The organism is Micromonospora sp. PRAS1 (assembly GCF_059553435.1).
The window spans coordinates 13,948-39,476 of sequence record NZ_JCANNB010000023.1 but is presented as its reverse complement, the minus strand read 5'-3'; the positions used below and the strand labels follow the sequence as shown (position 1 = coordinate 39,476).

At 70.8% G+C, this 25,529-nt stretch carries 23 protein-coding genes; 8 read left to right on the top strand and 15 right to left on the bottom strand.

The genetic code is table 11. From position 1 onward, the window contains the following. Positions 1-18: 18 nt before the first annotated feature. The gene (locus AC507J_RS21050; RefSeq protein ID WP_496290893.1) at positions 19-1,251 is read left to right on the top strand and encodes an SUKH-3 domain-containing protein; all 1,233 of its coding nucleotides are present in this window, start codon (positions 19-21) and stop codon (positions 1,249-1,251) included. 63 nt (positions 1,252-1,314) lie between these two features. Here the strand turns inward: AC507J_RS21050 and AC507J_RS21045 are convergent, their stop codons facing one another. Beyond that, entirely contained in the window at positions 1,315-2,754 is a 1,440-nt protein-coding gene (locus AC507J_RS21045) for an aldehyde dehydrogenase family protein (protein ID WP_496290892.1), read from the bottom strand. A gap of 139 nt (positions 2,755-2,893) precedes the next feature. On the opposite strand from AC507J_RS21045, the gene AC507J_RS21040 reads away from it, so the two are divergent. Beyond that, positions 2,894-4,330 (top strand): gamma-aminobutyraldehyde dehydrogenase, encoded by a 1,437-nt coding sequence (locus tag AC507J_RS21040; RefSeq protein ID WP_496290891.1) that lies wholly within the window; start codon positions 2,894-2,896, stop codon positions 4,328-4,330. A gap of 6 nt (positions 4,331-4,336) precedes the next feature. Next, complete coding sequence (gabT, locus tag AC507J_RS21035) at positions 4,337-5,608, top strand: 4-aminobutyrate--2-oxoglutarate transaminase (protein ID WP_496290890.1); 1,272 nt, start codon at positions 4,337-4,339, stop codon at positions 5,606-5,608. Between the two features lie 81 nt (positions 5,609-5,689). On the opposite strand, the gene AC507J_RS21030 is transcribed toward gabT, so the two are convergent. From AC507J_RS21030 to AC507J_RS21005, 6 genes are all read right to left on the bottom strand, one after another. Then, positions 5,690-6,370 (bottom strand): RlpA-like double-psi beta-barrel domain-containing protein, encoded by a 681-nt coding sequence (locus AC507J_RS21030; protein ID WP_496290889.1) that lies wholly within the window; start codon positions 6,368-6,370, stop codon positions 5,690-5,692. A 120-nt stretch (positions 6,371-6,490) separates the two neighbouring features. Then, on the bottom strand, positions 6,491-7,126 hold the full coding sequence (locus tag AC507J_RS21025) for a M15 family metallopeptidase (RefSeq protein ID WP_496290888.1): 636 nt from the start codon (positions 7,124-7,126) through the stop codon (positions 6,491-6,493). Continuing rightward, complete coding sequence (locus tag AC507J_RS21020) at positions 7,110-8,303, bottom strand: D-alanine--D-alanine ligase family protein (protein ID WP_496290887.1); 1,194 nt, start codon at positions 8,301-8,303, stop codon at positions 7,110-7,112. Before AC507J_RS21020 ends, AC507J_RS21025 begins: the two co-directional genes overlap by 17 nt. Beyond that, positions 8,300-9,376 carry a threonine ammonia-lyase gene (locus AC507J_RS21015; RefSeq protein ID WP_496290886.1) on the bottom strand — a complete coding sequence of 359 codons (1,077 nt, stop codon included), beginning with the start codon at positions 9,374-9,376 and terminating at the stop codon, positions 8,300-8,302. The genes AC507J_RS21020 and AC507J_RS21015 overlap by 4 nt, the downstream gene beginning before the upstream one ends. A 100-nt stretch (positions 9,377-9,476) precedes the next feature. Next, positions 9,477-10,535, bottom strand: a complete 1,059-nt coding sequence (locus AC507J_RS21010) for a sensor histidine kinase (protein WP_496290885.1) — start codon at positions 10,533-10,535, stop codon at positions 9,477-9,479. Then, complete coding sequence (locus AC507J_RS21005) at positions 10,532-11,197, bottom strand: response regulator transcription factor (protein ID WP_496290884.1); 666 nt, start codon at positions 11,195-11,197, stop codon at positions 10,532-10,534. The genes AC507J_RS21010 and AC507J_RS21005 overlap by 4 nt, the downstream gene beginning before the upstream one ends. A 234-nt stretch (positions 11,198-11,431) precedes the next feature. Here AC507J_RS21005 and AC507J_RS21000 point away from each other — a divergent pair, with 234 nt between their 5' ends. Continuing rightward, on the top strand, positions 11,432-12,964 hold the full coding sequence (locus tag AC507J_RS21000; protein WP_496290883.1) for a hypothetical protein: 1,533 nt from the start codon (positions 11,432-11,434) through the stop codon (positions 12,962-12,964). A gap of 85 nt (positions 12,965-13,049) precedes the next feature. On the opposite strand, the gene AC507J_RS20995 is transcribed toward AC507J_RS21000, so the two are convergent. The 7 genes from AC507J_RS20995 to AC507J_RS20965 form a co-directional block, all read right to left on the bottom strand. After that, positions 13,050-13,361, bottom strand: coding sequence for a helix-turn-helix domain-containing protein (locus AC507J_RS20995; RefSeq protein WP_496290882.1), 312 nt, complete (start codon positions 13,359-13,361; stop codon positions 13,050-13,052). A gap of 114 nt (positions 13,362-13,475) precedes the next feature. Continuing rightward, complete coding sequence (locus AC507J_RS20990; RefSeq protein WP_496290946.1) at positions 13,476-14,684, bottom strand: saccharopine dehydrogenase family protein; 1,209 nt, start codon at positions 14,682-14,684, stop codon at positions 13,476-13,478. Beyond that, entirely contained in the window at positions 14,684-16,141 is a 1,458-nt protein-coding gene (locus AC507J_RS20985; RefSeq protein WP_496290881.1) for an NAD(P)/FAD-dependent oxidoreductase, read from the bottom strand. The genes AC507J_RS20990 and AC507J_RS20985 overlap by 1 nt, the downstream gene beginning before the upstream one ends. Next, positions 16,138-16,977, bottom strand: coding sequence for an ABC transporter permease (locus tag AC507J_RS20980; protein ID WP_496290880.1), 840 nt, complete (start codon positions 16,975-16,977; stop codon positions 16,138-16,140). The genes AC507J_RS20985 and AC507J_RS20980 overlap by 4 nt, the downstream gene beginning before the upstream one ends. Before the next feature lie 55 nt (positions 16,978-17,032). Next, entirely contained in the window at positions 17,033-17,947 is a 915-nt protein-coding gene (locus AC507J_RS20975) for an ABC transporter permease (protein ID WP_496290879.1), read from the bottom strand. Further along, positions 17,944-19,095, bottom strand: coding sequence for an ABC transporter ATP-binding protein (locus AC507J_RS20970; RefSeq protein ID WP_496290878.1), 1,152 nt, complete (start codon positions 19,093-19,095; stop codon positions 17,944-17,946). The genes AC507J_RS20975 and AC507J_RS20970 overlap by 4 nt, the downstream gene beginning before the upstream one ends. Positions 19,096-19,097: 2 nt before the next feature. Continuing rightward, on the bottom strand, positions 19,098-20,282 hold the full coding sequence (locus AC507J_RS20965) for a polyamine ABC transporter substrate-binding protein (RefSeq protein ID WP_496290877.1): 1,185 nt from the start codon (positions 20,280-20,282) through the stop codon (positions 19,098-19,100). A gap of 204 nt (positions 20,283-20,486) precedes the next feature. Between AC507J_RS20965 and AC507J_RS20960 the strand changes: the two genes are divergently transcribed. Further along, entirely contained in the window at positions 20,487-20,999 is a 513-nt protein-coding gene (locus tag AC507J_RS20960) for an Lrp/AsnC family transcriptional regulator (protein ID WP_496290876.1), read from the top strand. On the opposite strand, the gene AC507J_RS20955 is transcribed toward AC507J_RS20960, so the two are convergent. Further along, positions 20,978-21,082, bottom strand: coding sequence for a DUF397 domain-containing protein (locus AC507J_RS20955; RefSeq protein WP_496290875.1), 105 nt, complete (start codon positions 21,080-21,082; stop codon positions 20,978-20,980). The two genes, AC507J_RS20960 and AC507J_RS20955, sit on opposite strands and share 22 nt — an antisense overlap. 167 nt (positions 21,083-21,249) lie before the next feature. Between AC507J_RS20955 and AC507J_RS20950 the strand changes: the two genes are divergently transcribed. The 3 genes from AC507J_RS20950 (at position 21,250) to AC507J_RS20940 (ending at position 25,497) form a co-directional block, all read left to right on the top strand. Next, a complete protein-coding gene (locus tag AC507J_RS20950; RefSeq protein ID WP_496290874.1) occupies positions 21,250-22,644 on the top strand; it encodes a phenylacetate--CoA ligase family protein in 1,395 nt (464 codons plus the stop codon). A 121-nt stretch (positions 22,645-22,765) separates the two neighbouring features. Further along, a complete protein-coding gene (locus tag AC507J_RS20945; RefSeq protein WP_496290873.1) occupies positions 22,766-24,112 on the top strand; it encodes an aspartate aminotransferase family protein in 1,347 nt (448 codons plus the stop codon). A gap of 8 nt (positions 24,113-24,120) precedes the next feature. Beyond that, entirely contained in the window at positions 24,121-25,497 is a 1,377-nt protein-coding gene (locus tag AC507J_RS20940; protein ID WP_496290872.1) for an NAD(P)/FAD-dependent oxidoreductase, read from the top strand. Positions 25,498-25,529 lie beyond the last annotated feature (32 nt).

The window sequence follows — 25,529 nt, the reverse complement described above, 5'->3', positions numbered from 1 at the left end:
TCCGGTAGGTTCGCCGTTGTGATTGACCGCGAACAGGCCGAGCAGATCGCGGCGGTATGGGCCCGCCGCGACTCACTGCGCCTGGGGCATGAATGCCGTCCGCTCGTGACGGAGTTCGACCTCGGATACGTCATCACGTCAGCGGTGTCCACGCAGGTCAGAGCCCTCCCCGGTGACTTGCCGACCACGGTGGTCGACAAGGAGACCGGCGAGGTGAGCACCTGGCCCCGGGTCCCACCCGACGTGGTCGAGCAGCTCTTCCGCCGCAGCCGCCCCAGCGGGCCGCCGGTTCCGCGCACCGTGGACCCGGCCAGCCAGTTACTGCGGGAGATCCGTCGAGCCGCCACCCCCACAACTGCGGCGCACCTGACCATCGAAGGGCGGATCTTCACCGCTCACGGGGCCAAGGGGGATGTCGAACTCAATCATCATCCGTTGGTCCGCGCATACCTTGACGAGCTACCCGCAGGGCACCTGGTCCGCGGCGGCGACCGGCACGCCGAGCTGATCGTCGTATCCGATGTCCTACACGAGTACGACCATCGCCGCGCCGCCGAAGGCATCGCCCCGCTGAGCCTCAGCGACGCCAGGGATTTGCTGGAATCCGCCCGCATCGAGATCTTCCGGGTCCGTGAGCAGGGCGACCCCAACGGTGGGCCGGCCGATCGGCCCTGTGACTCGTGCCTCGACATGCTGGTGGACTTCAGTCTGCTGCCATGGTCCGAGCGGGCCTACACAAGCCCCTGGTTCCCCGAGCCCGCACCCGACCCCTCCCCCGACCGATTCCCCTCGGATGTTGCCCAAGCTCTCGTCGCCGCTGGCTGGCGGCCACACTTTGGCGACGAGGTTGTGGCAATGTCAGCCATCCGCGACGTCAGTGCGGTGCGCGGGAAGGTCCACCAACACGAGGCTTTCCCCGCAGTGTCGTCCACCCTCACCTCCTTTCCCAGCCTGGTCGGTGCGCGGCGCGGCCCGGGTGAACAGGTGTGGATTTCGCGCTTCGACATCCGACCCCGTCAGGTTTCGCACACCGCTGACACGCTTGCCGATTTCGCGGCGGTGCTCGGGACGCGGCTCTTTCCGATCGGCACCGAGCACCAGCACAGCATCATCGCCGTGGACGAGCAGGGCCGGATCTTCGCGTTGGATCAGGCCGGCGAGTGGTTCCTCGGAGCGGACATCGACGAGGCGCTCACCACGCTGCTGCTCGGTCGTGCCCCGGCCCGGGTACGCGACGACGGCACCTGGTGAACCGCACCCAGTTGTTAATAAGGGGCCCTTCCTCTACACGAGGCGTTAATAAGGTGCCCTTCCTTACAGCTCTATGCCGGTGAGGACGGTGACGCGGGGATCGGTGTAGTCGTCCATGGCGCTGCGCAGACCCTCACGGCCGACGCCGCTGCCCTTCAGGCCGCCGTACGGCATCTGGTCGGCGCGGTAGGACGGCACGTCGCCGATGATGACGCCGCCCACCTCAAGGGTCCGGGCCGCCGCGAAGGCGACGTCGAGGCGGTGGGTGAAGACGCCGGCCTGGAGGCCGAACGCCGAGTCGTTGACGGCGGCGAAGCCGGCGGCGTCGTTCTCCACCCGGTCCACGACGAGCACCGGGCCGAACACCTCCTCGACCCTGACCTTGGCGTCTTTCGGTACCCCGCTCAGGACGGTCGGCGGATAGCTGGCGCCCTCCCGGAGGCCGCCGGTCTCGATGGTGGCGCCGGCCGCCACCGCCTCGTCCACCCACGCCTCGACCCGGCGCGCGGCGTCGACGGAGACCAGCGGGCCGACGTCGGTCAGCGGATCGGTCGGGTCGCCGGTACGCAGTTCCCGCACGGCCGCGACCAGCCGGGGCAGAAAGCCGTCGTAGAGCCACTCGTGCACGTAGACCCGCTGCACGGCGATGCAGGACTGCCCGGCCTGGTAGTTGGCGAAGGTGGCGATCCGCTGTGCCGCAAAGGCGAGGTCCTCGTTGCCCGCCCAGTCCTCGCAGATCAGCGCCGCCGCGTTGCCGCCCAGTTCCAGCGTGACGTGCTTCTCCGGCACGGCGCGCCGGATGGCCGCGCCGACCGGTCCGGAACCGGTGAACGAGACCACCGGCAGCCGGGGGTCGGTGACCAGTTCGGCGGCGCGCTCGTTGGGCAGCGGCAGCACCGAGAACATCCCCTCGGGCAGCTCCGTCTCGGCCAGGATCTCGCCGAGCAGCAGCGCCGACAGCGGGGTGGCCGGCGCCGGCTTGACCACGATGGGCGTACCGACCGCGATGGCCGGGGCGACCTTGTGCGCCACCAGGTTGAGCGGGAAGTTGAACGGGGTGATGCCAAGTACCGGCCCCTTCGGCACCCGCCGGACCAGGGCGATCCGGCCGGTCGCGACGGGGTCGGTGTCGAGGCGTTGCAGCTCGCCGGAGAAGCGTCGGGCCTCCTCGGCCGCCCAGCGGAAGGTCGATATCGCCCGGTTCACCTCGGCGCGGGCCCACTTGACCGGTTTGCCGTTCTCGGCGGTGATCAGGGCGGCGACCTCGTCGGCCCGCTCGGCGAGCCGGCGCGAGACGTGGTCCAGGGCCGCCGCCCGGGCGTGGGCGGGCAGGCCGGCTGCTGTCGTCGCCACCCCGGCCGCCGCCGCCACGGCCGCCTCGACCTGGTCGGCGGTGGCGAGGGTGGTACGACCGACCGGGCGCTCGTCGTACGGGTGGCGGACGGTCACCTCGCCGGCACCGTGGGCGGGACGGCCGGCGACGAAGAACGGTGTGGCTTCCACCCTGGCAGCCTAATCCAGCGCGATGCCCACGGAAACGGTCGCCTTAGCCCTTGTCTGCCGCGAATTCAGTAGCGAAGATGGCACCAAGATTGCGATAACCGCCGCAGCATGACCCCCGGACCCCTGGAGTGATCCAGTCATGAGTGACCAGCAGAAGCTGCGCAACTTCGTCAACGGCGAGTATGTCGAGCCGGTCGACGGTGGCTACGCCGACCTGATCGACCCGTGTACCGGCGATGTCTTCGCCCAGGCCCCGGTCTCCGGTGCGGCGGACGTCGACGCGGCGATGCGGGCCGCCGCCACCGCCTTCGAGAGCTGGCGCGACAGCACGCCTGCCGAGCGGCAGAAGGCGCTGCTCAAGCTCGCCGACGCGGTGGAGGCCCGGGCCGCCGACCTGGTCGACGCGGAGGTACGCAACACCGGCAAGCCCCGGCAGCTCACCGCCGACGAGGAGCTGCCGCCGGCCGTCGACGAGTTCCGCTTCTTCGCCGGGGCGGCCCGGCTGCTGGAGGGTCGCTCGGCCGGCGAGTACCTGGCCGGGCACACCTCCTACGTGCGGCGCGAGCCGATCGGCGTCTGCGCCCAGGTCACGCCCTGGAACTATCCGCTGATGATGGCGGTCTGGAAGATCGCGCCCGCGCTCGCCGCAGGCAACACGGTGGTGCTCAAGCCCTCGGACACCACGCCGGTGTCGACGCTGCTGCTGGCCGAGATCGCCGCGGAGTACCTGCCGCCGGGGGTGTTCAACGTCGTCTGCGGTGACCGGGACACCGGCCGGTCCCTGGTCGCGCACCCCACCCCGCAGCTGGTGTCGATCACCGGCTCGACCCGGGCCGGCATGGAGGTCGCCGCCGCTGCCGCGCCCGACCTGAAGCGGACCCACCTGGAACTGGGCGGCAAGGCCCCGGTGGTGATCTTCGACGACGCGGACATCGCGGCGGCGGCCGAGGCCATCGCGATCGGCGGTTACTTCAACGCCGGCCAGGACTGCACCGCCGCCACCCGGGTGCTTACCGCGCCGGGCATCCACGCCGATTTCGTCGCCGCCCTGACCGAGCAGGCCCGCAACACCAGGACCGGCGCGCCGGACGACGAGGACGTCCTCTACGGCCCGCTTAACAACGCCAACCAGCTGGCCCGGGTACGTGGCTTCCTGGACCGGCTGCCCGACCACGCCTCGGTGCAGACCGGCGGCGCGCAGGTCGGCGAGCGCGGCTACTTCTACGCGCCCACCGTCGTCTCCGGGGTCCGGCAGGACGACGAGATCATCCAGGACGAGGTCTTCGGGCCGGTGATCACCGTGCAGCGGTTCTCCGACGAGGATGAGGCGGTGCGCTGGGCCAACGGGGTCGACTACGGCCTCTCCGCCTCGGTCTGGACCCGCGACCACGGGCGGGCGATGCGGATGACCCGGCGGCTCGACTTCGGCTGCGTCTGGGTGAACACCCACATCCCGTTCATCTCCGAGATGCCGCACGGTGGTTTCAAGCATTCCGGGCACGGCAAGGACCTTTCCGTCTACAGCCTGGAGGACTACACCCGGATCAAGCACGTCATGCACAACATCGAGGGCTGACCACCTATGACTTCTTCGGAGGAGTTGCAGAAGCGGCGGGGTGCCGCCGTGGCCCGGGGCGTGGGCAGCGTCGTCGGGTCGTACGTCGCCACCGCCACCGGCGGCACCATCACCGATGTGGACGGCCGCGAGTGGATCGACTTCGCCGCCGGCATCGCGGTCACAAACGTGGGCAACTCCGCGCCGAGGGTGGTCGAGGCGGTACGCGCGCAGGTGCAGCGCTTCACCCACACCTGCTTCATGGTCGCCCCGTACGAGTCGTACGTGGCGGTCTGCGAGCAGCTCAACACGCTGACTCCGGGCGGCTTCGAGAAACGCTCGGCGCTCTTCAACTCCGGTGCCGAGGCGGTGGAGAACGCCGTGAAGATCGCCCGGCACGCCACCGGGCGGCCGGCGGTTGTGGTCTTCGACCACGCGTACCACGGCCGGACCAACCTGACCATGGCGTTGACCGCGAAGAACATGCCGTACAAGCACCGGTTCGGGCCGTTCGCCGGTGAGATCTACCGGGTGCCGATGTCGTATCCGCTGCGCGACGGTGGCCTCGACGGGGCCACCGCCGCGGCCCGCGCCATCGAGCTGATCGAGAAGCAGGTAGGCGCGGAGAACGTGGCCGCGCTGCTGATCGAGCCGATCCAGGGCGAGGGCGGTTTCGTCGTACCGGCGCAGGGTTTCCTGCCGGCGCTGCGCACCTGGGCGACGGCGGCCGGGGTGGTCTTCGTCGCCGACGAGATCCAGACCGGCTTCTGCCGCACCGGGGACTGGTTCGCCTGCCAGCACGAGGGGGTCGAACCGGACCTGATCACCCTGGCCAAGGGCATCGCCGGCGGGCTACCGCTGGCCGCCGTGACCGGCCGGGCCGAGCTGATGGACGCGGTGCACGTCGGCGGGCTCGGTGGCACGTACGGTGGCAACCCGATCGCCTGCGCCGCCGCGCTGGCCGCCATCGAGACCATGCACGAGCTGGACCTGGCCGCCGCGGCCCGGCGGATCGAGGCGGTGCTGGCCGCGCGACTGCGGGCCATCGCCGAGCGCGATCCACGCATCGCCGAGGTACGCGGGCGCGGCGCGATGCTCGCCGTGGAGCTGGTGCGGCCGGGCACCCTCACCCCGGACCCGGCCGCTGCGGCGGCGGTCTCGGCGGCCTGTCACGCCGCCGGCCTGCTGACCCTCACCTGCGGCACCTACGGCAACGTGCTGCGTTTCCTGCCCCCGCTTGTCATCTCCGCCGACGAGCTGGCCCGCGGCCTGGACATCCTCGACGCCGCCTTCGGTTGACAGGCCGGTCGGGTGGGTGCCACGTCCGCACCGCGCGGCACCCACCCGACCTCATCGCCCGGCACAGCGCCCACCCGGTCCTCAGCGCAGCAGTTCGACGGAGTTGTTGCGGACCAGGTTCTTGCCCGGCTCGCGGATCTGCTCCATCGCGGCGGAGTTAAGCAGCACGCAGCTGGCCGAGGGGCCGGTCACGGTCACCGTGGTCGCCTTGTTGTTGTCCAGGTTGGTCACCCGCAGCCGGGTGCCGACCGGGAAGCGGTCGCTTGTGGCGGCCGGGGCGGCGGCCTCCTCGAAGAACGTGATCGCACCGGAGCAGGCCGATCCGGTAACCGGTCGGGCCGCTGGCGGTGACGCGGAACCCGGCCGGTCGGGGACCTTGTCCGGCTGCCCGCCGCCGGGCTGTACCGCAGCCACACCCACCTGCTCGACGACGTTGCGCCGGATCACGTTCTTGCCCGGCTCGCGGACCAGCTCCATCGCGGCGGAGTTGAGCAGCACGCAGCTGCCCGACGGGCCGGTCACGGTCACCATGGTCACCTTGTTGTTGTCCAGGTTGGTCACCCGCAGCCGGGTGCCGACCGGGAAGCGGTCGCTTGTGGCGGCCGGCGCGCCGCCCTCGGCCGAGAAGGTGATCGATCCCGGGCAGGCGCTCTGCCGGCTGGGTGCGCTGTCGGCGAACCCGAGTCCGGTACCCACCGCCACGGCCGCCGCGGCGGCCGCTGCCACCCCTGCCGCCAGCACGTGCTTCCGCTCCAGCTTCACCTGTTCCTCCCGTACCTCACCGGCTGCGTTCAGGTGCTGGTACGGCGTGAAAGCGCTGTCCAGTTCAGCGCCGTGACATGTATCGAAAACAAAGTTTCTGGTGAACCTCCGCCGATCGGCTCACACCGGCCCGTAGCGGGTGCGGGGCGCCCCGGTGAGCAGCGCCCAGTACCGGTCGCCGTAGGACCAGTGCCACCACTCGGTCGGGTAGTTCACCAGGCCCGCCCCGGTCAGCGCGGTCACCAGGATCCGCCGGTTGCGGCGGGCGGCTGCACAGATCGACGTCGCGGCGGTGAAGCAGGCATTGTGGCTGGCCTCGGGGGTGGCGTCCACGACCGTACCCATGTCCAGCTCGACGCCGTCGTCGGTGCAGAGCGTCAGGTCCACCGCCCCGCCGGTGCTGTGCGGGGCCACCTCGACCGGCGAGACGAACTTGGTGGTCTCCTGGTGGATGCGCTCCGGCGTCCAGTCCGGGTGGTTACGGCGCAGCTCGTCCCGGTATCCGGTGAAGATGTCCAGCTGGGCCTGGTACGGCCGGTACCCCTCGATGACCAGCAGGCGCAGGCCGTCGGGGAGGGCACGCTGCGCGGCCAGCAGACGGTCCACCACTCCGCGACGCAGCCGGGCGTACGCCCCCGCCGGATCGGCGGCCCGCTCGTCCAACCGCAGCTCGGGCAGATCGCGCAGGTCTACAAGGGATTCCCCGTCGTCGGCACCGGGTACCGCCGCGACGCGCGGGTCACAGAGCAGGATCACGCCGGTCCTCCTCCCGGCCTGCCGGCCGGTCCACGTGCCGGGCGAAGGCGAGCGAGACCAGCCGGTCCACGATTTCGCGGTAGCCGACGCCGGCCGCCGCCCACACCTTCGGGTACATCGAGTGCGCGGTGAAGCCCGGCATGGTGTTCAGCTCGTTGACGTACAGCTCGTTGGCCGCCTCGTCGTAGAGGAAGTCGACCCGAGCCAGTCCCCAGCCGCCGATGGCCACGAAGGCGCGTACCGACAGTTCCCGGATCCGCTCGGTCACCTCCTCGGGCAGCGCGGCCGGCACGGTCATCGGGTCGCTGTCACCGAGGTACTTCTGCTGATAGTCGAACCAGCCGCCGGTGACCCGGACCTCGCCGACCGCCGACGCCTCGGGCCGGCCACCGCCGAGCACCCCGCACTCCAACTCCCGGCCGGTCACCCCCTGCTCCACCACGACCAGGCTGTCGTGCCGCAGCGCCTCGTCGATCGCCGCCGACAGGTCGTCACCGTCGGCCACCCGGCTGATGCCGATCGAGGAGCCCATCCGGGCCGGCTTCACGAACACCGGCCGGCGCAGCCCCACCACCAGCTTCTCCGGGTCCTCACTGGCCCGGTAGGTCGGCCCGTCGAACCAGACGTACGGCGCGATCGGCACCCCCTCGCCGCGTAGCGCCCGCTTCGTCGCCACCTTGTCCATCCCGACGGCCGAGGCGAGGATGCCGCACCCGACGTACGGCACGCCGAGCGATTCGAGCACTCCCTGCACCACGCCGTCCTCGCCGTACGGGCCGTGCAGCACGGGGAAGACCACATCCAGCTCGGCGTGCACCGCGCCGGGCGCGTCCACGGCGGTCACCAGCGCGGTCGACGGGCGCCGGCCGGACCGCAGCTCCACGACCGGCCCGGTCACCGTCAACCGGTCGTCGATGGCCCGCTGCGTCGCGGTGTCGCCGCCGTCGAGGAGGCGGGTCAGCACCGCGTCCGGGACGAGTCGCAGCACCCCGGTCCGGGTGATGCCGATGGCCACCACCCGGTATCCCCCGCCGGCCAGTGCCCGGGCGACGCCGAGCGCCGAGGCGCAGGAGACCTCGTGCTCCGCCGACGGTCCACCGAACAGGACGCCGACCCGGACCGGTGCGCCCCGGCCACCGTCCCGTGCTGCCGGTCCACTCTCCTGACGTTCGTTCACGCTGCCACCTCTTCCCTGATCCCGGTGCTGGCCAATCGGGCGACCAGTTCCGCCTCCACGTTTCCCCCGGTCAGCACCACGCCGACGGTCCGCCGCCGACGCGGGCCGCCGGTGCCCCGCCCCGACCGGCCGCCAGCCGCGAGGCCGGTCGGTAGGCCGGCCGGACCGCCTGCGGTCAGCCGCAGCGCACCGGCCAAACCGGCCGCTCCGGAGGGCTCGGCCAGCACCTTCAGCTCCATCAGGAGCAGCCGGAACGCCTCGGCGATCTCCTTCTCGTCCACCTGGATCGCCCCGTGCAGCCGGTCCCGGAGGATGGCGAAGGGCAACTCGCCCACGCAGGCCGGCCGCAGGCCGTCGGCGATGGTCGGTGCCGGCCGGACCGCGGTCGGTCGACCGGCGGCCAGGCTCCGGGCCAGCGAGTCGCAGCCGACCGGTTCCACCCCGTACACCTCGATCGGTCGACCGGCGGCGGCCAGGCAGGCACCGGCCACGCCGCCGCCCCCGCCGACCGGCAGCACCAGCAGGTCCAGCGGGATGCCGGCGCGCTCCGCCTCCTCGATCAGCTCAAGGCTGGCGCTGCCCTGCCCGGCGACCACGTCCGGGTGGTCGTACGCGTCGACAAGCGGGTGACCGGTTTCGTCGCTGACCCGACGGGCCACGGCCAGCCGTTCGGCGACAGTGGTGCCGGCGAGGATCACCCGCGCGCCCGCCGCCCGGGCCTTGGTGATCTTGGTCGGTGCCGCGTCGACCGGGAGCACAACGGTCGCGGCCAGCCGATGCCGCCGGGCCGCCAGTGCCACCGCCACCGCGTGGTTGCCTGTGCTCTGCGCGACCACCCCCCGGTGCCCGGCCGCCGCGAGCCGGCCGACCGCGTAGAGCCCGCCGCGCATCTTGTAGGAGCCGCCGGTTTGCAGGTTCTCCGCCTTCATCAGCACCCGGGCGCCGGCCAACCGGTCGATCGCGGGAGAACGCAGCAGCGGCGTACGCAGCACCCGGCCGTCCAGCCAGCGGGCTGCACCGGCCACATCGACCTCTGCACCAGCCGAAGCGAGTAGATCGTCGCTGTTTGACACACTGCTCTCCTGTTCGCCGACGTTCGTCGGGCACGCCGAGGGCCGGGGTGCCGCGTTCGCGGCCCCGTTCCGGGTTGCTGGGTCTGGTTCCTGGCCGAGGTCAGGGTGCGGCGGGTAGCTGGACGTCCACCCGCAGCCCGCCGTACTCGGCGGGTCGGGCGGCGATCAGCCCGTCGTGCGCCTGGGTGATCGAGCGGGCGATCGCCAGGCCGAGGCCGGCCCCGCCGCTCTGGTTGGTCCGGTCCCGGGTCAGCCGGCGGAACGGTTCGAAGAGCCCGGCCACCGCCTCGGCCGGCACCGGCTGGCCGGTGTTGACCACGCTCAGCGCCGGGTCGCGGCCGACCGTGACGGCGAGTGTGCCGCCGGCCCGGTTGTACTTGATCGCGTTCTCCACCAGGTTGGTCACCAGGCGTTCCAGCAGCACCCGCTCGCCCATGACCACCCGGGGAGTCAGGTGGCTCTGCACGGTCACCCCGGCCGCCGCGGCCCGATCCTGGTGGGCGGCGAGCACGGTGCCGACGATCTCGTCGAGCCGGTGCGGCAGGCGGGACCGTAGCCCCTGGTCGCTCTCGCTGAGCGCGAGCAGCCCCTCGATCAGCCGCTCGTTGCGCTCGTTGGTCGCCAGCAGCTGGCTGGTGAGCAGTTCGAGCTGCGCATCGCTTAGCGACTGGGCCATGCCGACCTCGATAAGCGTGCGTTGCACGGCCAGTGGCGTACGCAGCTCGTGCGAGGCGTTCGCGGCGAACCGCCGCTGTCCCTCGTACCCGGCGGCGATCCGCTCCATCATCTGGTCGATCGACCGGGCCAGTCGGGCCAACTCGTCGTCGCCGCGCGGGCGGATCCGGTGGCCGAGGTTCTGCGGCCCGACGTGCTCGATCGGCCCGGCGAGATCCCGCACCGGACGCAGGCACCAGATCGCGGCGACCCAGATGCCGGCCACCGCGAGCACGAGCACGGCCAGTGGAACGAAAGCAATGACAAGGTTCGCGAGTTCGGATCCCCCTCGGCAGACCGTCCCGAAGACCAGCGGCCCGGAGTCGCAGAGACCTCGGCCCAAGCCCCAGAGATAACTGATGATCCACCTGGTCGACACCGGCAGGACGAACCCGGCCACCAGGGCGAGCGTGCCGACCAGCACGATGCGTCGGCGTGGCGTCATTCCGCAGCGCCGATCCGGTAGCCGGCCCGGGGCACGGTGTGGATGAGCTGCGGCTGCCCGAGCTTCTTGCGCAGCGTCATCACGGTCACCCGGACGACGTTGGTGAACGGGTCGGCGTACTCGTCCCACGCCTTTTCGAGCAGCTCCTCCGCGCTGACCACCCGCCCCTCGGCGCGCATCAGCACGTGCAGCACGGCGAACTCCTTCGGGCTCAGATGGACCGGGTGCCCGTCGCGCCGGACGCTGTGCCGGGCCACGTCCAGCGTGACGCCGTGCTGTTCGAGCACCGGCGGCAGGGCCGGAGCGGAACGCCGGCCCAGGGCCTGCACCCGGGCCACCAGCTCGGCGAAGGCGAAGGGCTTGGTCAGGTAGTCGTCGGCCCCCAACCCGAGACCCTCCACCCGGTCCCGGATGCCGGCTGCGGCGGTGAGCAGCAGCACCCGGGTGCCGGTGCCGGAGTCGGTCAGGCTGCGACACACCTCGTCGCCGGTGTGCCCGGGCATGTCCCGGTCGAGTACCGCCACGTCGTAGCGGTTCACCCCGATCCGCTCCAACGCGCCGTCGCCGTCATAGCAGACGTCGACCGCCATGGAGAGGCGGCGAAGCCCTTCGGCGACCGTGTCCGCCAGCAACCGCTCGTCGTCCGCCACCAGTACCCGCACGTTTCCGCTCCCCGTGGTCCGTCGTCGTCCGGCATACGTTCGCAGGCAGGGGTTAAGGATTCCGTAAGCGCCCGCCGCCGCAATCCTCCACGTCCCCGCCCTGCGGACAAACACGGGCAAGTGCACGGGCATCCCCCGAAACGAATGGGGGATAAGTTGCGGTTTGCGGTGTTTATGAGGCTTGAGGGCGTTTTCCTGAGCCCCTGCGGCTGTACCTACCGACAGGGGTGACCCATGCTCTCCATCCGTTCCCGGCTCGGCTTGTCCGGTGCCGTGCTACTCGCCGCGGCCGTCACCGCCGGCTGCGGCATCACCGCGAGCCCGGCCGCGTCGCCGGTTGCCCGGGTGACCGAGACACCTCGGCCCGCCGAGACCGACCCGCCCGAGGACTTCCCGACCCAACTTCGCGAGCTGCGGGAGATCGGCCCGATTCCGGCAAACGCGCCGCGCACGTCGGCCGAGCCGTACGACCGGCTGCCACTGACCCGCACCGCCCGCCCGGGGCAACTCGACCCGACCTTCGGCACCCGAGGTGTCACGCTCACCCGATTCGCCGGCAAGTCGTACGGGGCGAACGGACTCACCGTGCTGCCCGGTGGCGCGATCGTCGCCGCGGGCGGCGACGCCAACGACCAGGACGGTGAGTTCGTGTTGGTCAAGTACCACTGCGACGGCACCCTGGACCGCCGCTTCGGCGACCGGGGCCGGGTGGTGACGCCGATCCCGCTCGGCATGTCCGGCGGCGCCCGGGCCGTCGCCACCACTCCCCTGGGCAAGCTGGTGACGGTCGGCATCGCGGGGCTCGGCCAGCCCGAGGAGTACGGCTTCGTGGTGGCCCGCCACCTGCCCGACGGGCGGTTGGACCGGAGTTTCGGCGGCGACGGGATCGTGGTCGCCCCGGTCGGGCCGATCCGCCGCAGCGGTGCCGACGGCGTGGTGGTGCTGAAGGACGGGCGGATCCTGGTGGTCGGCGGTGCCAGTGATGCCCAGCGCAATCCCAGCTTCGCCGCCGCCCGGTTCCTGCCCGACGGCCGCCTGGACCCCAGCTTCGGCGACAACGGCTCGGTCCTGGTGCCGATGCCCGGCGGAGACGCGTCCGGCTTCGCCCTCGTCGTGCAGAAGAACGGGCGGATCGTGCTGGCCGGCACGGCGGCGAACGAGGGCGTCACCTCCTTCGCGCTGACCCGACTCACCCGCAACGGCCGCCTCGACCGCAGCTTCGGCAACAACGGGATCGTCCTCCAGGCGTTCCCGGACACGATCTTCAACGGGGCCCACGACGTGGTGCTGGACCGCAAGGGGCGGATCGTCGTCGCGGGTTCGACCGGCAACGAGGAGCACCTCGGCGACTTCGCCCTGATGCGGTTCCGCCCCAACGGGTCCCTGGACCCGAGCTTCGGCGGTGGCACGGGCATGGTGCGTACCACCTTCGAGGGCGTCGCCGGCATCTCCAGCGTGCTGGTACGCCCCGACGGCGGCCTCGTCGCCGCCGGCCAGGCCTGGCCCAACATCGCCCTGGTCGGTTACCGCGAGAACGGCGACCTGGACCGGAGATTCGGCGACGAGGGCCGCACGATCACCTCGGTACGGACGGTCTCCGCGGCCAGCGGCGTGGCGCTCCAGTTCAACCGGCGGATCGTCATCGCCGGCCTGGCCGGCAACGAGACGCTGAGCGACTCTTCCTTCCTCACCGCCCGGTACGGGCTGCTCCCGGGCCGGCTACCCAGGGGCTGCCAGCGGACTCCCTCGGTCAACGGCCTGGGCTGACCGCGAGCGGTCCGGGTGGCGGCCCCTCCCGCCACCCGGACCGCTCGCCACACCTCAACCTCGGGCCCCGCAGAGCCGACTGTTTCTAGGCGATCTGACGCAGGTCGTTCCCGTAGTCGAAGATGATCCGGAGCCTGGCCCCAAGGGCATTGGCGTAGCGGCTCAAGGTCGCAACCTCGTTCACATCGAGGTCGCCGTTCTCGATCTGACTGATCCGTCCCGGGGTGACCCCCATCAGCTCGGCTACCTCCCGCTGCGTGAGCCCGAGGCGCTTGCGTTCCTCCGCGAGGTGATAGGCGCTCACCCACGCCTCGGTGCGCGCCCGCTCCTCTTCGTAGGCTGCCTCGTCACCCCCAAGCTTCGCACGCACCTCATCCCAATCGTGGAACTCGGTCACCGCTCCCCCCCTCCGCTCGTACTCACTGGCAAGCCAAGCCACCGGCGCACTTCTCCGGTGACCCGAACCTGCCAACGTCCACGACCAGAACCCATGGACGAACTATAGCCCGAGCTAAACCTGACGGTCCTCCATTGCCCAGGGGGAGCCGTAGTCGGTGAGCAGGTCGAGGAAGGGCCTCGGGGGCAGGGCCTCCGGGCCGAGCACGCCGCTGCCCGACCATGCGCCGCTGGCGAGCAGTTCCAGGGCGACGACCGGGTTCACCGCGGTCTGCCAGACCACCGCCTGGTGGCCGTACTCGCGCATCGACCACTCGTTGTCGACCACGTGGTAGAGGTAGACCGTGCGCGGTCGACCGTCGGTGCCCACCCCGGTCACTAGCGTGCCGGCGCAGGTCCTGCCGCGCATCCGGTCACCAAGGGTGGCCGGATCGGGCAGGCAGGCGGCCACCACGTCGCGCGGGGACACCTCGACGCCCTTGACCGTCACCGGCGCGGTCGAGTCCAGGCCGAGTTTGTGCAGCGTCTTGAGCACCCCGATGAACTCGTCGCCGAGGCCGTACTTGAAGGTGACCCGCTTGGCCGGTATCCAGCGCGGGATCAGCAGCACCTCCTCGTGCTCGACGTTCACGCACTCGACCGGCCCGATCCCGGCCGGGAAGTGGAACACCTCCGGCTCGCTGAACGGCTCGGTGGTGAACCAGCCCCGCCCCGCCTCCCAGATCACCGGCGGGTTCAGGCACTCCTCGATGGTGGTCCAGATCGAGAACGACGGGGCGAAGTCGTAGCCGTCCACGGTCAGGTTCGCGCCGTCGCGTACGCCGATCTCGTCGATCTCGCGGAACAGTTCGTCGGCGGCGTACCTGGCGAAGATGTCGGAGAGGCCGGGCTCGACGCCGATGCCGCAGAGCGCCAGCCGGCCGGCGGCGGCCCACCGGTCGGCCGCCGCGAACTGCTCGTCGCCGAGCTTGACGCCGGTCTCCCGATGCGGCCGGGTCGGGTGCGGCCGGGAGAGCGACATCGCCATGTCCAGGTAGTCCGCGCCGGCCGCGTACGCGCCGTCGAAGATCGGCATGACGAACCGTGGGTCGACCGCGTTGAGCACGTGGGTGATCCGGTGTTCCCGGCACAGGGCGGCGACCGCCTCCGCCGAGGAGGCGTCGACCCGGGCGGCGACGAAGCGTCCGTCCCGGCCGGCGACCGCCCGCGCCGCGCGATCGGCGTCGTAGTCGGCGACCACAATGGCCTCGAAGAAGGTACGCCGGGCCGCGATGGCGACGGCGGCGGATCCGACGCCACCGGCGCCGACGAGCAGGACACGCATCACGAGTCGAACCCCACTCCAAGACGATCGAGCGTACGCAGCCAGAGGTTGCGCCGTCCCTGCCGCGCGTCGGCACGGGCCAGGGACCAGCGGGTGAGCCCGATCCCGACCGCGCGGGCCGGTTCGGGCGGAAACGGCAACGGCCTGCTCCGCACCAGGTCGAGCCGGGTCAGCGGGGTGTCCGCGCCGTCGAGCAGGTCGAGCATCACCCGGGCGCCGAACCGGGTCGCCCCGACGCCGAGCCCGGTGTAGCCGGCCGCGTACGCCAGCCGCCCGTCGTACGCGGTGCCGAAGAACGCGCAGAACCGGGTGCAGGTGTCGATGATCCCGCCCCACCGGTGGCTGAACCGCACCCCTTCGAGCTGCGGAAACGTGGTGAAGAAGTGGCTGGCGAGGGCGGTGAAGGTGGCCTGTCGTTGGGCCAGTTCGGGCGCGACCCGGTTGCCGTAGTGGTAGACCGCGTCGTACCCGCCGAAGAGGATCCGCCCGTCGGCCGTGATCCGGTAGTAGTGGAACTGGTTGGCGGTGTCCGCCAGCCCCTGCCGGTTGCGCCACCCGATCGCGTCCCGCTGGGCGGGCGTCAGCGGCTCGGTCATCAGGGCGTAGTCGTACACCGGCACGATCCAGGCCCGCAGCCGGCGCAGCAGCGGCGGGAACGCGTTCGTCGCGAGCACCACCCGGCCGGCGCGTACCACGCCCGGCACCTTTCCGGCGCCGATGGTCCGCGCCCGCAGCGCCGCGCCGTCGCGGGCCAGGCCGGTGACCCGGGTGTGCTCGTGGATCCGCACGCCCAGCGCCAGGGCGGCGCGGCGCAGCCCCCAGGCCAGCCGCGCCGGGTCGAGCATCGCCACCCGGTCGCGGTCCCAGAGCCCACCGAGGTACGTCGGCGAGTCCACCTCGGCGCGGACCTCGTCGGCGTCGAGCAGGGCCACGTCGTGGCCGTACCGCAGGGCCAGCTCCGTCTCCTCGGCCAGGCCGGGCAGCTGGTACGGCTCGACGGCCACCGACAGCTCGCCGGTGCGCTCGAAGTCGCAGTCGATGCCGTACGCCTCGACGGTCGCCGCGATCTCGTCCAGGTTCTCCCGGCCGAGCCGCTCCAGCTCGGCGATCTCCCCGGGGAAACGCGCGGTGCCGTGGGCCAGCCCGTGGGTGAGCGAGGCGGCGCAGAATCCGCCGTTGCGTCCGGAGGCCGCCCAGCCGCAGCTGCCCGCCTCGACCAGCAGCACGTCCCGCCCGGGGTCCTGCTGCTTGGCGAGCAGCGCGGTCCAGAGCCCGGAGTAGCCTCCGCCGACGACGAGCAGGTCGGTGTCGGTGCCGCCATGCAGCGGCGGCAGCGCATCGGGGCGCTCCGGACGGTCGAGCCAGTACGGCACGGGTGCCGCGTCGGCGAGGGCGTCCCGTCCGGCTCGCGGCACGTCCCCGTGGGGGCGCCCCGAGCCGGTACGGACGCCGGTCATGACCGGCCGCCCGCCTGCCCGACGACCACGGGCGCGGCGAGCGCCGCCCGACGGGCCCGCCGGCCGCGCGCCATGCTCGCCAGCACCAGCAGCAACGCGATCAGGAACATGGCCGTGCCGATCACGTTGACCTGCGGCGGGATGCCCCGCTGGGCAGCGCCCCAGACGTACATCGGGAACGTGACGGTGGTGCCGGAGTTGAAGTTCGTGATGATGAAGTCGTCGAAGCTCAGCGAGAAGGCAAGCAGGGCGGCGGCCACGATGCCGGGCAGCACCAGCGGCAGGGTGATCCGCCGGAAGGTCTGCCACTCGTTGGCGTAGAGATCCATCGCGGCCTCCTCCAGCCGCCGGTCCATCCCGGCCAGCCGCGCCTTGACCGTCACCACCACGAACGAGACGCAGAACATCACGTGTGCGATGACGATGGTCCAGAAGCCCAGCGGCACCCCACCGGCGACGAAGAGGGCGAGCAGCGAGGTGCCCAGCACCAGTTCCGGCGTCGCCATCGGCAGGAAGATCAGCACGTTGAGCCCGGACCGACCACGGAACCGGTGCCGGGCCAGCGCGAACGCCATCAGGGTGCCGAGCGCGGTGGCGGCCACGGTGGCGATGAAGCCGATCTGCGCGCTGCGCACCACCGCGTCGCACATGTCGGAGGTGGCGCACGGGTTGCGCCAGTTGTCGAGGGTGAACTCGTTGAAGTCGTACGACAGCCGGTTGGAGGGCCTGTTGAACGACAACGCGGCGACCACGGCGACCGGCAGGAACAGGTAGCCGAGCACCAGCAGGGCCACCCCCATCACCCAATGCTTGGCGAACCAGCGCGAAACCCTCATCGGTGCCGCCTTTCGTTCGCGACTGCGGGGCTCCGCTGCGCTGCACTCCTCGCGCTCACAGGACTTCCTCCGTGCCGGCGCGGCGCAGGTAGACGAAGACCACCGCGAGGATCGTCGACATCAGCAGGAACGACAGCGCCGCGCCCTGCGGATAGTCCAGCCGGACCAGGAACGCCGAGTCGATGACGTTGCCGATCATGTATTCGTTCGGGGTGCCGAGCAGTTCGGCGTTGATGTAGTCGCCGGTCGCCGGGATGAAGAAGAGCAGGGTGCCGGCGATCAGGCCGGGCATCGACAGCGGCAGGGTGACCCGGCGGAACGTGTGCCACGCGCTCGCGTACAGGTCACTGGCCGCCTCCAGCAGCCGGTGGTCGAGCCGCTCCAGGCTCGCGTACAGCGGCAGCACCAGGAACGGCAGGAAGTTGTACGTAAGGCCGAGCACCACAGCGATCGGGGTGGCCAGCAGCCGGCCGTCCGGACCGAGCAGGTGCACGTCGCGCAGCAGCCCGACCAGCCAGCCGTTGTCCGACAGGATGGTCTTCCAGGCCAGGGTGCGCACCAGGAAGCTGGTGAACATCGGCGCCACCACGCAGACCAGCAGCAGGTTCTTCCATCGGCCGGCCTTGCACGCGATCGCGTACGCCAGCGGGTAGCCCATCAGCAGCGCCAGCACCAGTGCGCTGCCGGCGTACAGGAACGACCTGCCGAACTGCGGCCAGTACGCCTGCAACGCCGCCGGGTAGTTCCCGAAGGCCCAGGTCATGGCGTACCCGGTGGAGAGCGAGCCGTTCGGGTCGTAGAGGCTGGCCGAGGCGAGTTGCAGCAGCGGCAGGGCGAAGAAGAGGAAGAGCCAGGCCGCGCCGGGCAGCAGGAGCAGGTACGGCAGGAACCGGTGCCGCCCCGAGCGGGCAGCCGGCGGCGGCGACGCCGGCTGCCCGGAGCCGGTGGGTACGTGAGCCAGCACACTCATGAGGAGGCGCCCACCGGCTCGTCCAGGACGGGCGTGGTCCGGTCCTCCTCGCCGGAGCGGCGGGTGAGCAGGAAGGCGTGCCGGGGATCCCAGTACGCCACGGCCCGCTCGCCGACGGCGAAGCGCTGCTGGGCACCGCTGTTGGCGACGAAGACGCTCAGCTCGGTGCCCCAACCGGTCCGCAGCAGGTACTGCGTGCTCACCCCGACGTAGGAGGCGTCGGTGATGGTGCCGTCGAGGTGCTGGCTGCCGGCGGGCACCTGTACGGCGGCACCGGCCAGTTGCAGCTTCTCGGGGCGTACGCCCAAAAAGACCGGACCCTGGTCGGCGCGGGCCCGGGCCGACGGCACCGAGAACCGCGCGCCGTGCGCGGTGACCAGGATGTCTTCCCCGTTGCCGCCGGAGACCTCACCGGCGATCAGGTTGGACTGGCCGAGGAAGTTGGCCACGAACGCGGTGGCCGGGAACTCGTAGATCTCGGCGGGCGCGCCGAGCTGCTCGATCCGCCCGGCGTTCATCACCGCGACCGTGTCGGCCATCGTCATGGCCTCCTCCTGGTCGTGGGTGACGTGCACGAAGGTGATGCCGACCTCGGTCTGGATCCGCTTCAGCTCGATCTGCATCTGGCGGCGCAGCTTGAGATCCAGCGCGCCGAGCGGTTCGTCGAGGAGCAGCACCTGCGGGTGGTTGATCAACGCTCGGGCCAGCGCGACCCGCTGCTGCTGGCCACCGGAGAGCTGCGCGGGACGCCGCCGCTCGTAGCCGGCGAGTTGCACAAGCGACAGCATCTGCCGGACCTGCTCGTCGACCGAGCGGATGCCGCGGCGGCGCAGCCCGAACGCCACGTTCTCGAAGATGTCCAGGTGCGGGAAGAGCGCGTAGCTCTGGAAGACCGTGTTGACCGGCCGCTTGTACGGGCGCAGCCGGGCGATGTCCCGGTCGCCGAGCAGCACCTGCCCGCTGGTCGGCTCCTCCAGGCCGGCGATCATCCGCAGGGTGGTGGTCTTGCCGCAGCCGGAGGCGCCGAGCAGCGCGAAGAACGAGCCCTGTGCGACGGTCAGGCTCAGGTCGTCGACGGCGGTGAACGGGCCGAAGGTCTTGGTGAGGTTGGCCAGCCGCAGATCACCGGCCGGGGTGTCCCGCGCCATCGTCACGCTCCGATTACCTGCTGGAACTTGGTCTCGTACTCCCGCTCCTGCTGCTCGTCCAGGGCCATGAAGACCCGGGCCTTGGAGAGGATGGCGTCGTCCGGGAAGATCAACGGGTTGGCGGCCAGCTCCGGGTCGATCTTCTCCATCTCCGCCTGTGCGCCCTGCACCGGGCAGATGTAGTTCACGTACGCGGCGAGCTGGGCGGCGATCGCCGGGTCGTAGTAGTGGTTGATCAACGCTTCGGCGTTTGCCCTGTGGGTGGCCCGGTTCGGCACCAGCATGTTGTCCGACCAGAGCATCACTCCGGAGTCGGGCACCACGAACTTGATCCGATCGTCGTCGAAGCCGAGCTGGATGATGTCACCGGACCAGCCGATGCAGGCCGCGATGTCGCCCTTGGCCAGGTCTGGTGCGTAGTCGTTGCCGGTGAACCGGCGGATCTGCCCGGAGGCGACCGCCTTCTTCAGCTTGTTCAACGCGTCGTCGAACTGGTTGCTTGTGAAATCGGCCGGATTGTGCCCGTTCGACATCAACAGCAGCCCGATGGTGTCCCGCATCTCGGTCAACGCGGTCACCTTGCCCTTGAGGTCGGGGCGGGTCAGCAACTCGTCGACGGTACGGATCTCTCCGGTGACCCGGCCGTTGTAGGCAAGCCCGGCCAGGCCGGACTGCCACGGCACGGCGAGGTGGTTGTCCACGTCGAAGGGGCGGTTGCGCAACGACGGCAACAGGTTGGCCTCGACGTTAGGCATGTTCGCCTTGTCGAGCTTCTGGATCCAGCCCAGCCGGATCATCCGGGCCGCCATCCAGTCGGTGAGCACCATCAGGTCCCGCCCGGTGCTCTGACAGGCGGCGAGCTGGTTCTGCACCTTGCCGAAGAACTCGTTGTTGTCGTTGACGTCCTCGGTGTAGGTCACCTGGATGCCGCTGGAGCTGACGAAACTGTCCAGGGATGGGCGCTTCGACTCGTCGTCCTCGTCGACGTCCATGTACTGCGGCCAGTTGGAGAAGGCCAGCTTCTTCTCCGTACCGGAGATGTCCTCGCTGACACAGCCGGCCTCGGTCTGCTGCGCGGCGGGGGTGCCGCAGCCGGCGAGGGTGCCACCCGTGGCGAGCAGCGCGGCCGAGCCGAGGGTGCCGGTGAGCAGACCACGCCGGGTGAGGGGCCGGAGGGCACTACGCATGTGACGACTCCTAGGGGATCATCGGCGGCGGGACGGGGGTAGCGCGCGCCGGTGGGAGGGTCAATGGCGATGGACGACTGATCCTGACATGAGCAAACCTCACTCACAAGGGATTCCGTTGCCGGGATAGCCGTTGGCGACGAATTTCGCCGGGATAGCCGATGGCATTAGGCTCAGCCGGGTGACGGACATGGGGAGCGGTCGATGACGAACCGGCAGCACGACAACGGCAACGGCGGACGCCGGGTCAGCGTGCGAGAGGGCGCGAGCCACGCCCTGCTGGACGACGTGGCCAAGCAGATCATCGAGCAGTTGCAGGAGGACGGTCGCCGGCCGTACGCCACAATCGGCAAGGCCGTGGGGCTCTCCGAGGCGGCGGTACGCCAGCGGGTGCAGCGCCTGCTCGATGCCGGCGTGATGCAGATCGTCGCGGTCACCGACCCGCTCCAGCTCGGCTTCCCCCGGCAGGCCATGATCGGCCTACGCACCGACGGCGACCTGGAGAGCGTGGCCGACCGCATCGCCGAACTCGACGAGGTCGACTACGTGGTGATCACCGCCGGCTCCTTCGACCTGCTCGCCGAGGTGGTCTGCCGCAACGACGAACACCTGCTGGACATCCTGCAACGGCTGCGCGCGGTCTCCGGCGTGGTCTCCACCGAGGCGTTCGTCTACCTCAAGCTGCGCAAGCAGACCTACAGCTGGGGCACCGCCTGACCCGGAGTGGCGGCGACGAAGGCGCGCCAGGCATCGGGGGTGAAGGTCAGGGTGCCGGCCTCGCGGTCCTTGCTGTCGCGCACCAGGACCCCCGGTGGTCACGCCGGCCAGCAACAGGTCGCCGGTAAGCAGAAAGCGGACGCCTATATCCAGTCGTTTACCCGGCCTGTGCGGATCGATTCCGTTATGGTGTCCCGAGCGCGGATTCGTGTCACCGCACCGGGGCGACCCGAAAGCGAGAGGATGCCTCATGATCAGCCAGGAGAAGGTCTACTTCAGGTTGCCGGCGATCGGGCAGAACATTCTGCTGTCAACCATCGGGGTGCGGGTAAACAAGGCTCGTTACGGCAGTCTTTTTCGTCGACACTTCGCCGCGTACTGCGATCGGGATCGCTGGGATCCGGAGCGGATGGCCGAATTCCGCCGGGGCAGGCGGGCCCGCATTCTGGAGTTGGCGTCCTACACCCCCTATTACGAACGACTCTTCCGGGAACTGGGCGCGGACTGGCGGGACTTCGTGACGGACGACGCGTTCGCCGAGCTGCCGATGACCCACAAGAGCGATATCCGGGAATGGCCCGAGGAGTTCCGGACCCGGGCGGCGGTCAAGGGAGACAGCGTGGTCCGCACGTCGGGCACCACCGGTTCGTCGATCTCCGTCTTCAAGGACGCGAACGCCGTCGCGGAGCAGTGGGCCGTGTGGTGGCGGTACCGGCAGTGGCACGGCCTTACCCACGACACGTGGTGCGCGATCTTCGTCGGCCGGCGGGTCATCGCCGAGGCACAGGGCCGACCGTACTGGCGAATGAACCACCCCGGCCGGGAGATCCGCTTCAGCAGTTATCACATATCGCCGGAGACGGTCGGGGCCTACGTCGAGAAGCTGAACCGTACGCGGGTGCCCTGGATTCACGGTTTCGCCTCAGCGATCGGGAATCTGGCCACCTGCATGGTCGAACGCGGTGTCGAAATCGACTATCGGATCAGCGCGATCACCCTCGGCGGCGAGAACCTCGCCCCGTGGCAGCTGAAGAACATTCAACGTGCATTCGGGATCACCCCGAAAGAGCACTACGGCCTCGCCGAACAGGCCGCCAACATCTCCACCTGCCCGGAGGGCAACCTGCACGTCGACGAGGACTTCGCCGAGGTCGAATTCGTCGAGCAGGAACACGGGTCGCTACAGATCGTCGGAACCCCGTACGCCAACGAGGCGATGATTCTGCTGCGGTACGCGACCGGCGATCTCGCCACGCTCGGTGCGGGGCGCTGCGGGTGCGGGCGTACCCGGCAACTGGTGGCCTCGATCGACGGGCGCAAGGACGACGTCATCCGACTTCCCGACGGCCGGGTCCTCGGCACCCCCGAGGACGCGTTCCGCCCCGCTCTCGGATTGGCCGAGGCCCAGGTGGTCCAGCACGCGGACGGCGATCTCACGGTCCGGTACGTGCCGTCGGCGACCTGGTCGGACCGCTCCCTCGTGGAACTCGACCGCTCGTTCCGCAACTTCGTAGGCCAGTCGGTGCGGGTCCGGTACGTCCAGGTGAACGAGGTGCAGCGCACGCCGGCCGGGAAGGTACGGCTGGTGATCTCGGAGCGGGCCGCAGGTACGAAATCCGTGCTGGAGAACACAGCACATAACTGAATTCGTTGCGTTGAGCCACAATGCCAACCGATAGCACTTGCCTGACGGCATCAGGCTATGGGATAACCGTGGGCAGAGCGGCCGGTGACCCCTGACCGGCCCGAGACCCGATGGGGCTGACATGGCCAACGCCACCGACCACCTCTGGATGCACTTCACCCGGATGGCGAGCTACTCCGCCGGCGAGGTGCCGACCATCGTCCGCGGCGAGGGTGCGTACGTCTGGGACGCGCAGGGCCGCCGCTACCTGGACGGGCTCGCCGGGCTCTTCGTCGTCAACGCCGGCCACGGTCGCACCGAGCTGGCCGAGGCGGCGGCCAAGCAGGCCGGCGAGCTGGCCTACTTCCCGCTCTGGTCGTACGCCCACCCGACCGCCGTGGAGCTGGCCGAACGGATCTCCGCGCTGACCCCCGGCGACCTGAACCGGGTCTTCTTCACCACCGGCGGATCCGAGGCGGTCGAGGCGGCCTGGAAGCTCGCCCGGGCGTACTTCAAGCGGACCGGCAAGCCGACCAAGCACAAGGTGGTCAGCCGGTACATCGCCTACCACGGCACCTCGATGGGCGCCCTGTCGATCACCGGGCTGCCCGGCATCAAGACCGACTTCGAGCCGCTGGTGCCGGGTGGCATCAAGGTGCCGAACACCAACTTCTACCGGGCCCCGGAGCACGGCGACGATCCGGTGGCGTTCGGCCGGTGGGCCGCCGAGGAGATCGGCCGCGCCATCGAACGCGAGGGGCCGGACACGGTCGCGGCGGTCTTCCTGGAGCCGGTGCAGAACTCGGGCGGCTGCTTCCCGCCGCCACCCGGCTACTTCGAGCGGGTCCGCGAGATCTGCGACGCGTACGACGTGCTGCTGGTCAGCGACGAGGTGATCTGCTCGTGGGGCCGGCTCGGCGAGTACTTCGGCGCGCTCCGCTACGGCTACCAGCCCGACATCATCACCACCGCCAAGGGGATCACCTCCGGCTATGCGCCGCTCGGTGCCATGATCGCCAGTGACCGGCTGATGGAGCCCTTCCTGACCGAGACCGGCATGTTCGCCCACGGGGTGACCTTCGGCGGGCATCCGGTCTCCTGCGCGGTGGCCCTGGCCAACCTGGAGGTCTTCGCCCGCGAGGATCTCGTCGGGCACGTACGCGCCAACGAGGCCGCGTTCCGCGCCACCCTGGAGAAACTGACCGACCTGCCGATCGTCGGCGACGTCCGGGGCGACGGCTACTTCTACGGCATCGAGCTGGTCAAGGACAAGTCCACCCGGGAGACCTTCGACGAGGCCGAGTCCGAGCGGCTGCTGCGTGGCTTCCTCTCCAGCGCGCTCTTCTCCGCCGGGCTCTACTGCCGGGCCGACGACCGGGGCGACCCGGTGGTGCAGCTCGCCCCGCCGCTGATCGCCGGGCAGCAGCAGTTCGACGAGATCGAACAGATCCTGCGCGGCGTACTCACCGAGGCCTGGTCCCGCCTCTAGGAGCCACCATGCACTACCAGGACCTGTCCTACTGGCTCTCCAGCGTGGACGAGCCGTTGACCCCGCGCCCGGCGCTGGCCGGCGACGACGTCGCGGACGTGGTGATCGTCGGCGCCGGCTACACCGGCCTCTGGACGGCGTACTACCTGTCGCAGGCCGACCCGGCGCTGCGCGTCGTCGTCCTGGAACGCCAGATCGCCGGCTTCGGCGCCTCCGGACGCAACGGCGGCTGGTGCTCGGCGCTGCTGCCGACGTCGCTGACCGGGTTGGCCCGCCGGCACGGCCGCGACGCCGCGATCGCCATGCAGCGCGCCATGCACGACACCGTGCGCGAGGTCGGCCGGGTGGTCGCCGCCGAGGGCATCGACTGCCACTGGTCGTACGGCGGCACGGTGGTGCTGGCCCGCAGCGCCCCGCAGGTGGCGCGGGCCGAGGCGGCCGTGGCGGAGGCCCGGGAATTCGGCTTCGGCCCGGCGGACCTCACCCTGCTCGACCGGGACGAGGCCGCGAGCCGGTGCGCCGCCGAGGGGGTACGCGCCGCCACCTACACGCCACACTGCGCGGCGCTGCACCCGGCCCGGCTGGTACGCGGACTGGCCCGAGCGGTCGAGCGCCGGGGCGTGACCATTTACGAGCGGACCCCGGTGACCGAGATCCGTCCCGGTGCGGCGGTCACCCCGCACGGCACCATCCGGGCCCCGGTGGTGGTGCGGGCGACCGAGGGGTACACCCCTGGGCTGCGGGGGCAGCGGCGATCCATCGCACCGGTCTACTCGCTGATGATCGCCACCGCGCCGCTGCCGGCCGCCACCTGGGAGCGGATCGGCCTCGCCGGGCGGGAGACCTTCTCCGACCACCGACACATGATCATCTACGGTCAGCGGACCGCCGACGGCCGGCTCGCCTTCGGCGGGCGGGGTGCGCCGTACCACTTCGGCTCGCGGACCCTGCCGGGCTACGACCGGGAACCCCGGGTCTTCGCCGCGCTGCGCCGTACCCTCGGCGAACTCTTCCCGGTGCTCGGCCCGGACGTGCCGGTGACCCACAGCTGGGGCGGGCCGTTGGGGATCGCCCGGGACTGGGCCGCCTCGGTCGGGTACCACCGGGCCGACGGGCTGGCCTGGGCCGGCGGTTACGTCGGCGACGGCGTCGGCACCAGCAACCTGGCCGGCCGCACCCTCGCGGACCTGATCCGGGGCGAGCAGACCGAGCTGACCGGGTTGCCCTGGGTCAACCACCGCTCCCCCCGCTGGGAGCCGGAACCCCTGCGCTGGCTGGCGGTCAACGCCGGCCTGAAGGTCATGCACTCCGCCGACGAGGCCGAGTCCCGCACCAACCGCCCCTCCCGCCGCGCCGCCACCTTCTCCCGCCTCCTAGGCCACTAACCCGAACCCCCCACCCACCCACCCCGCCCGAC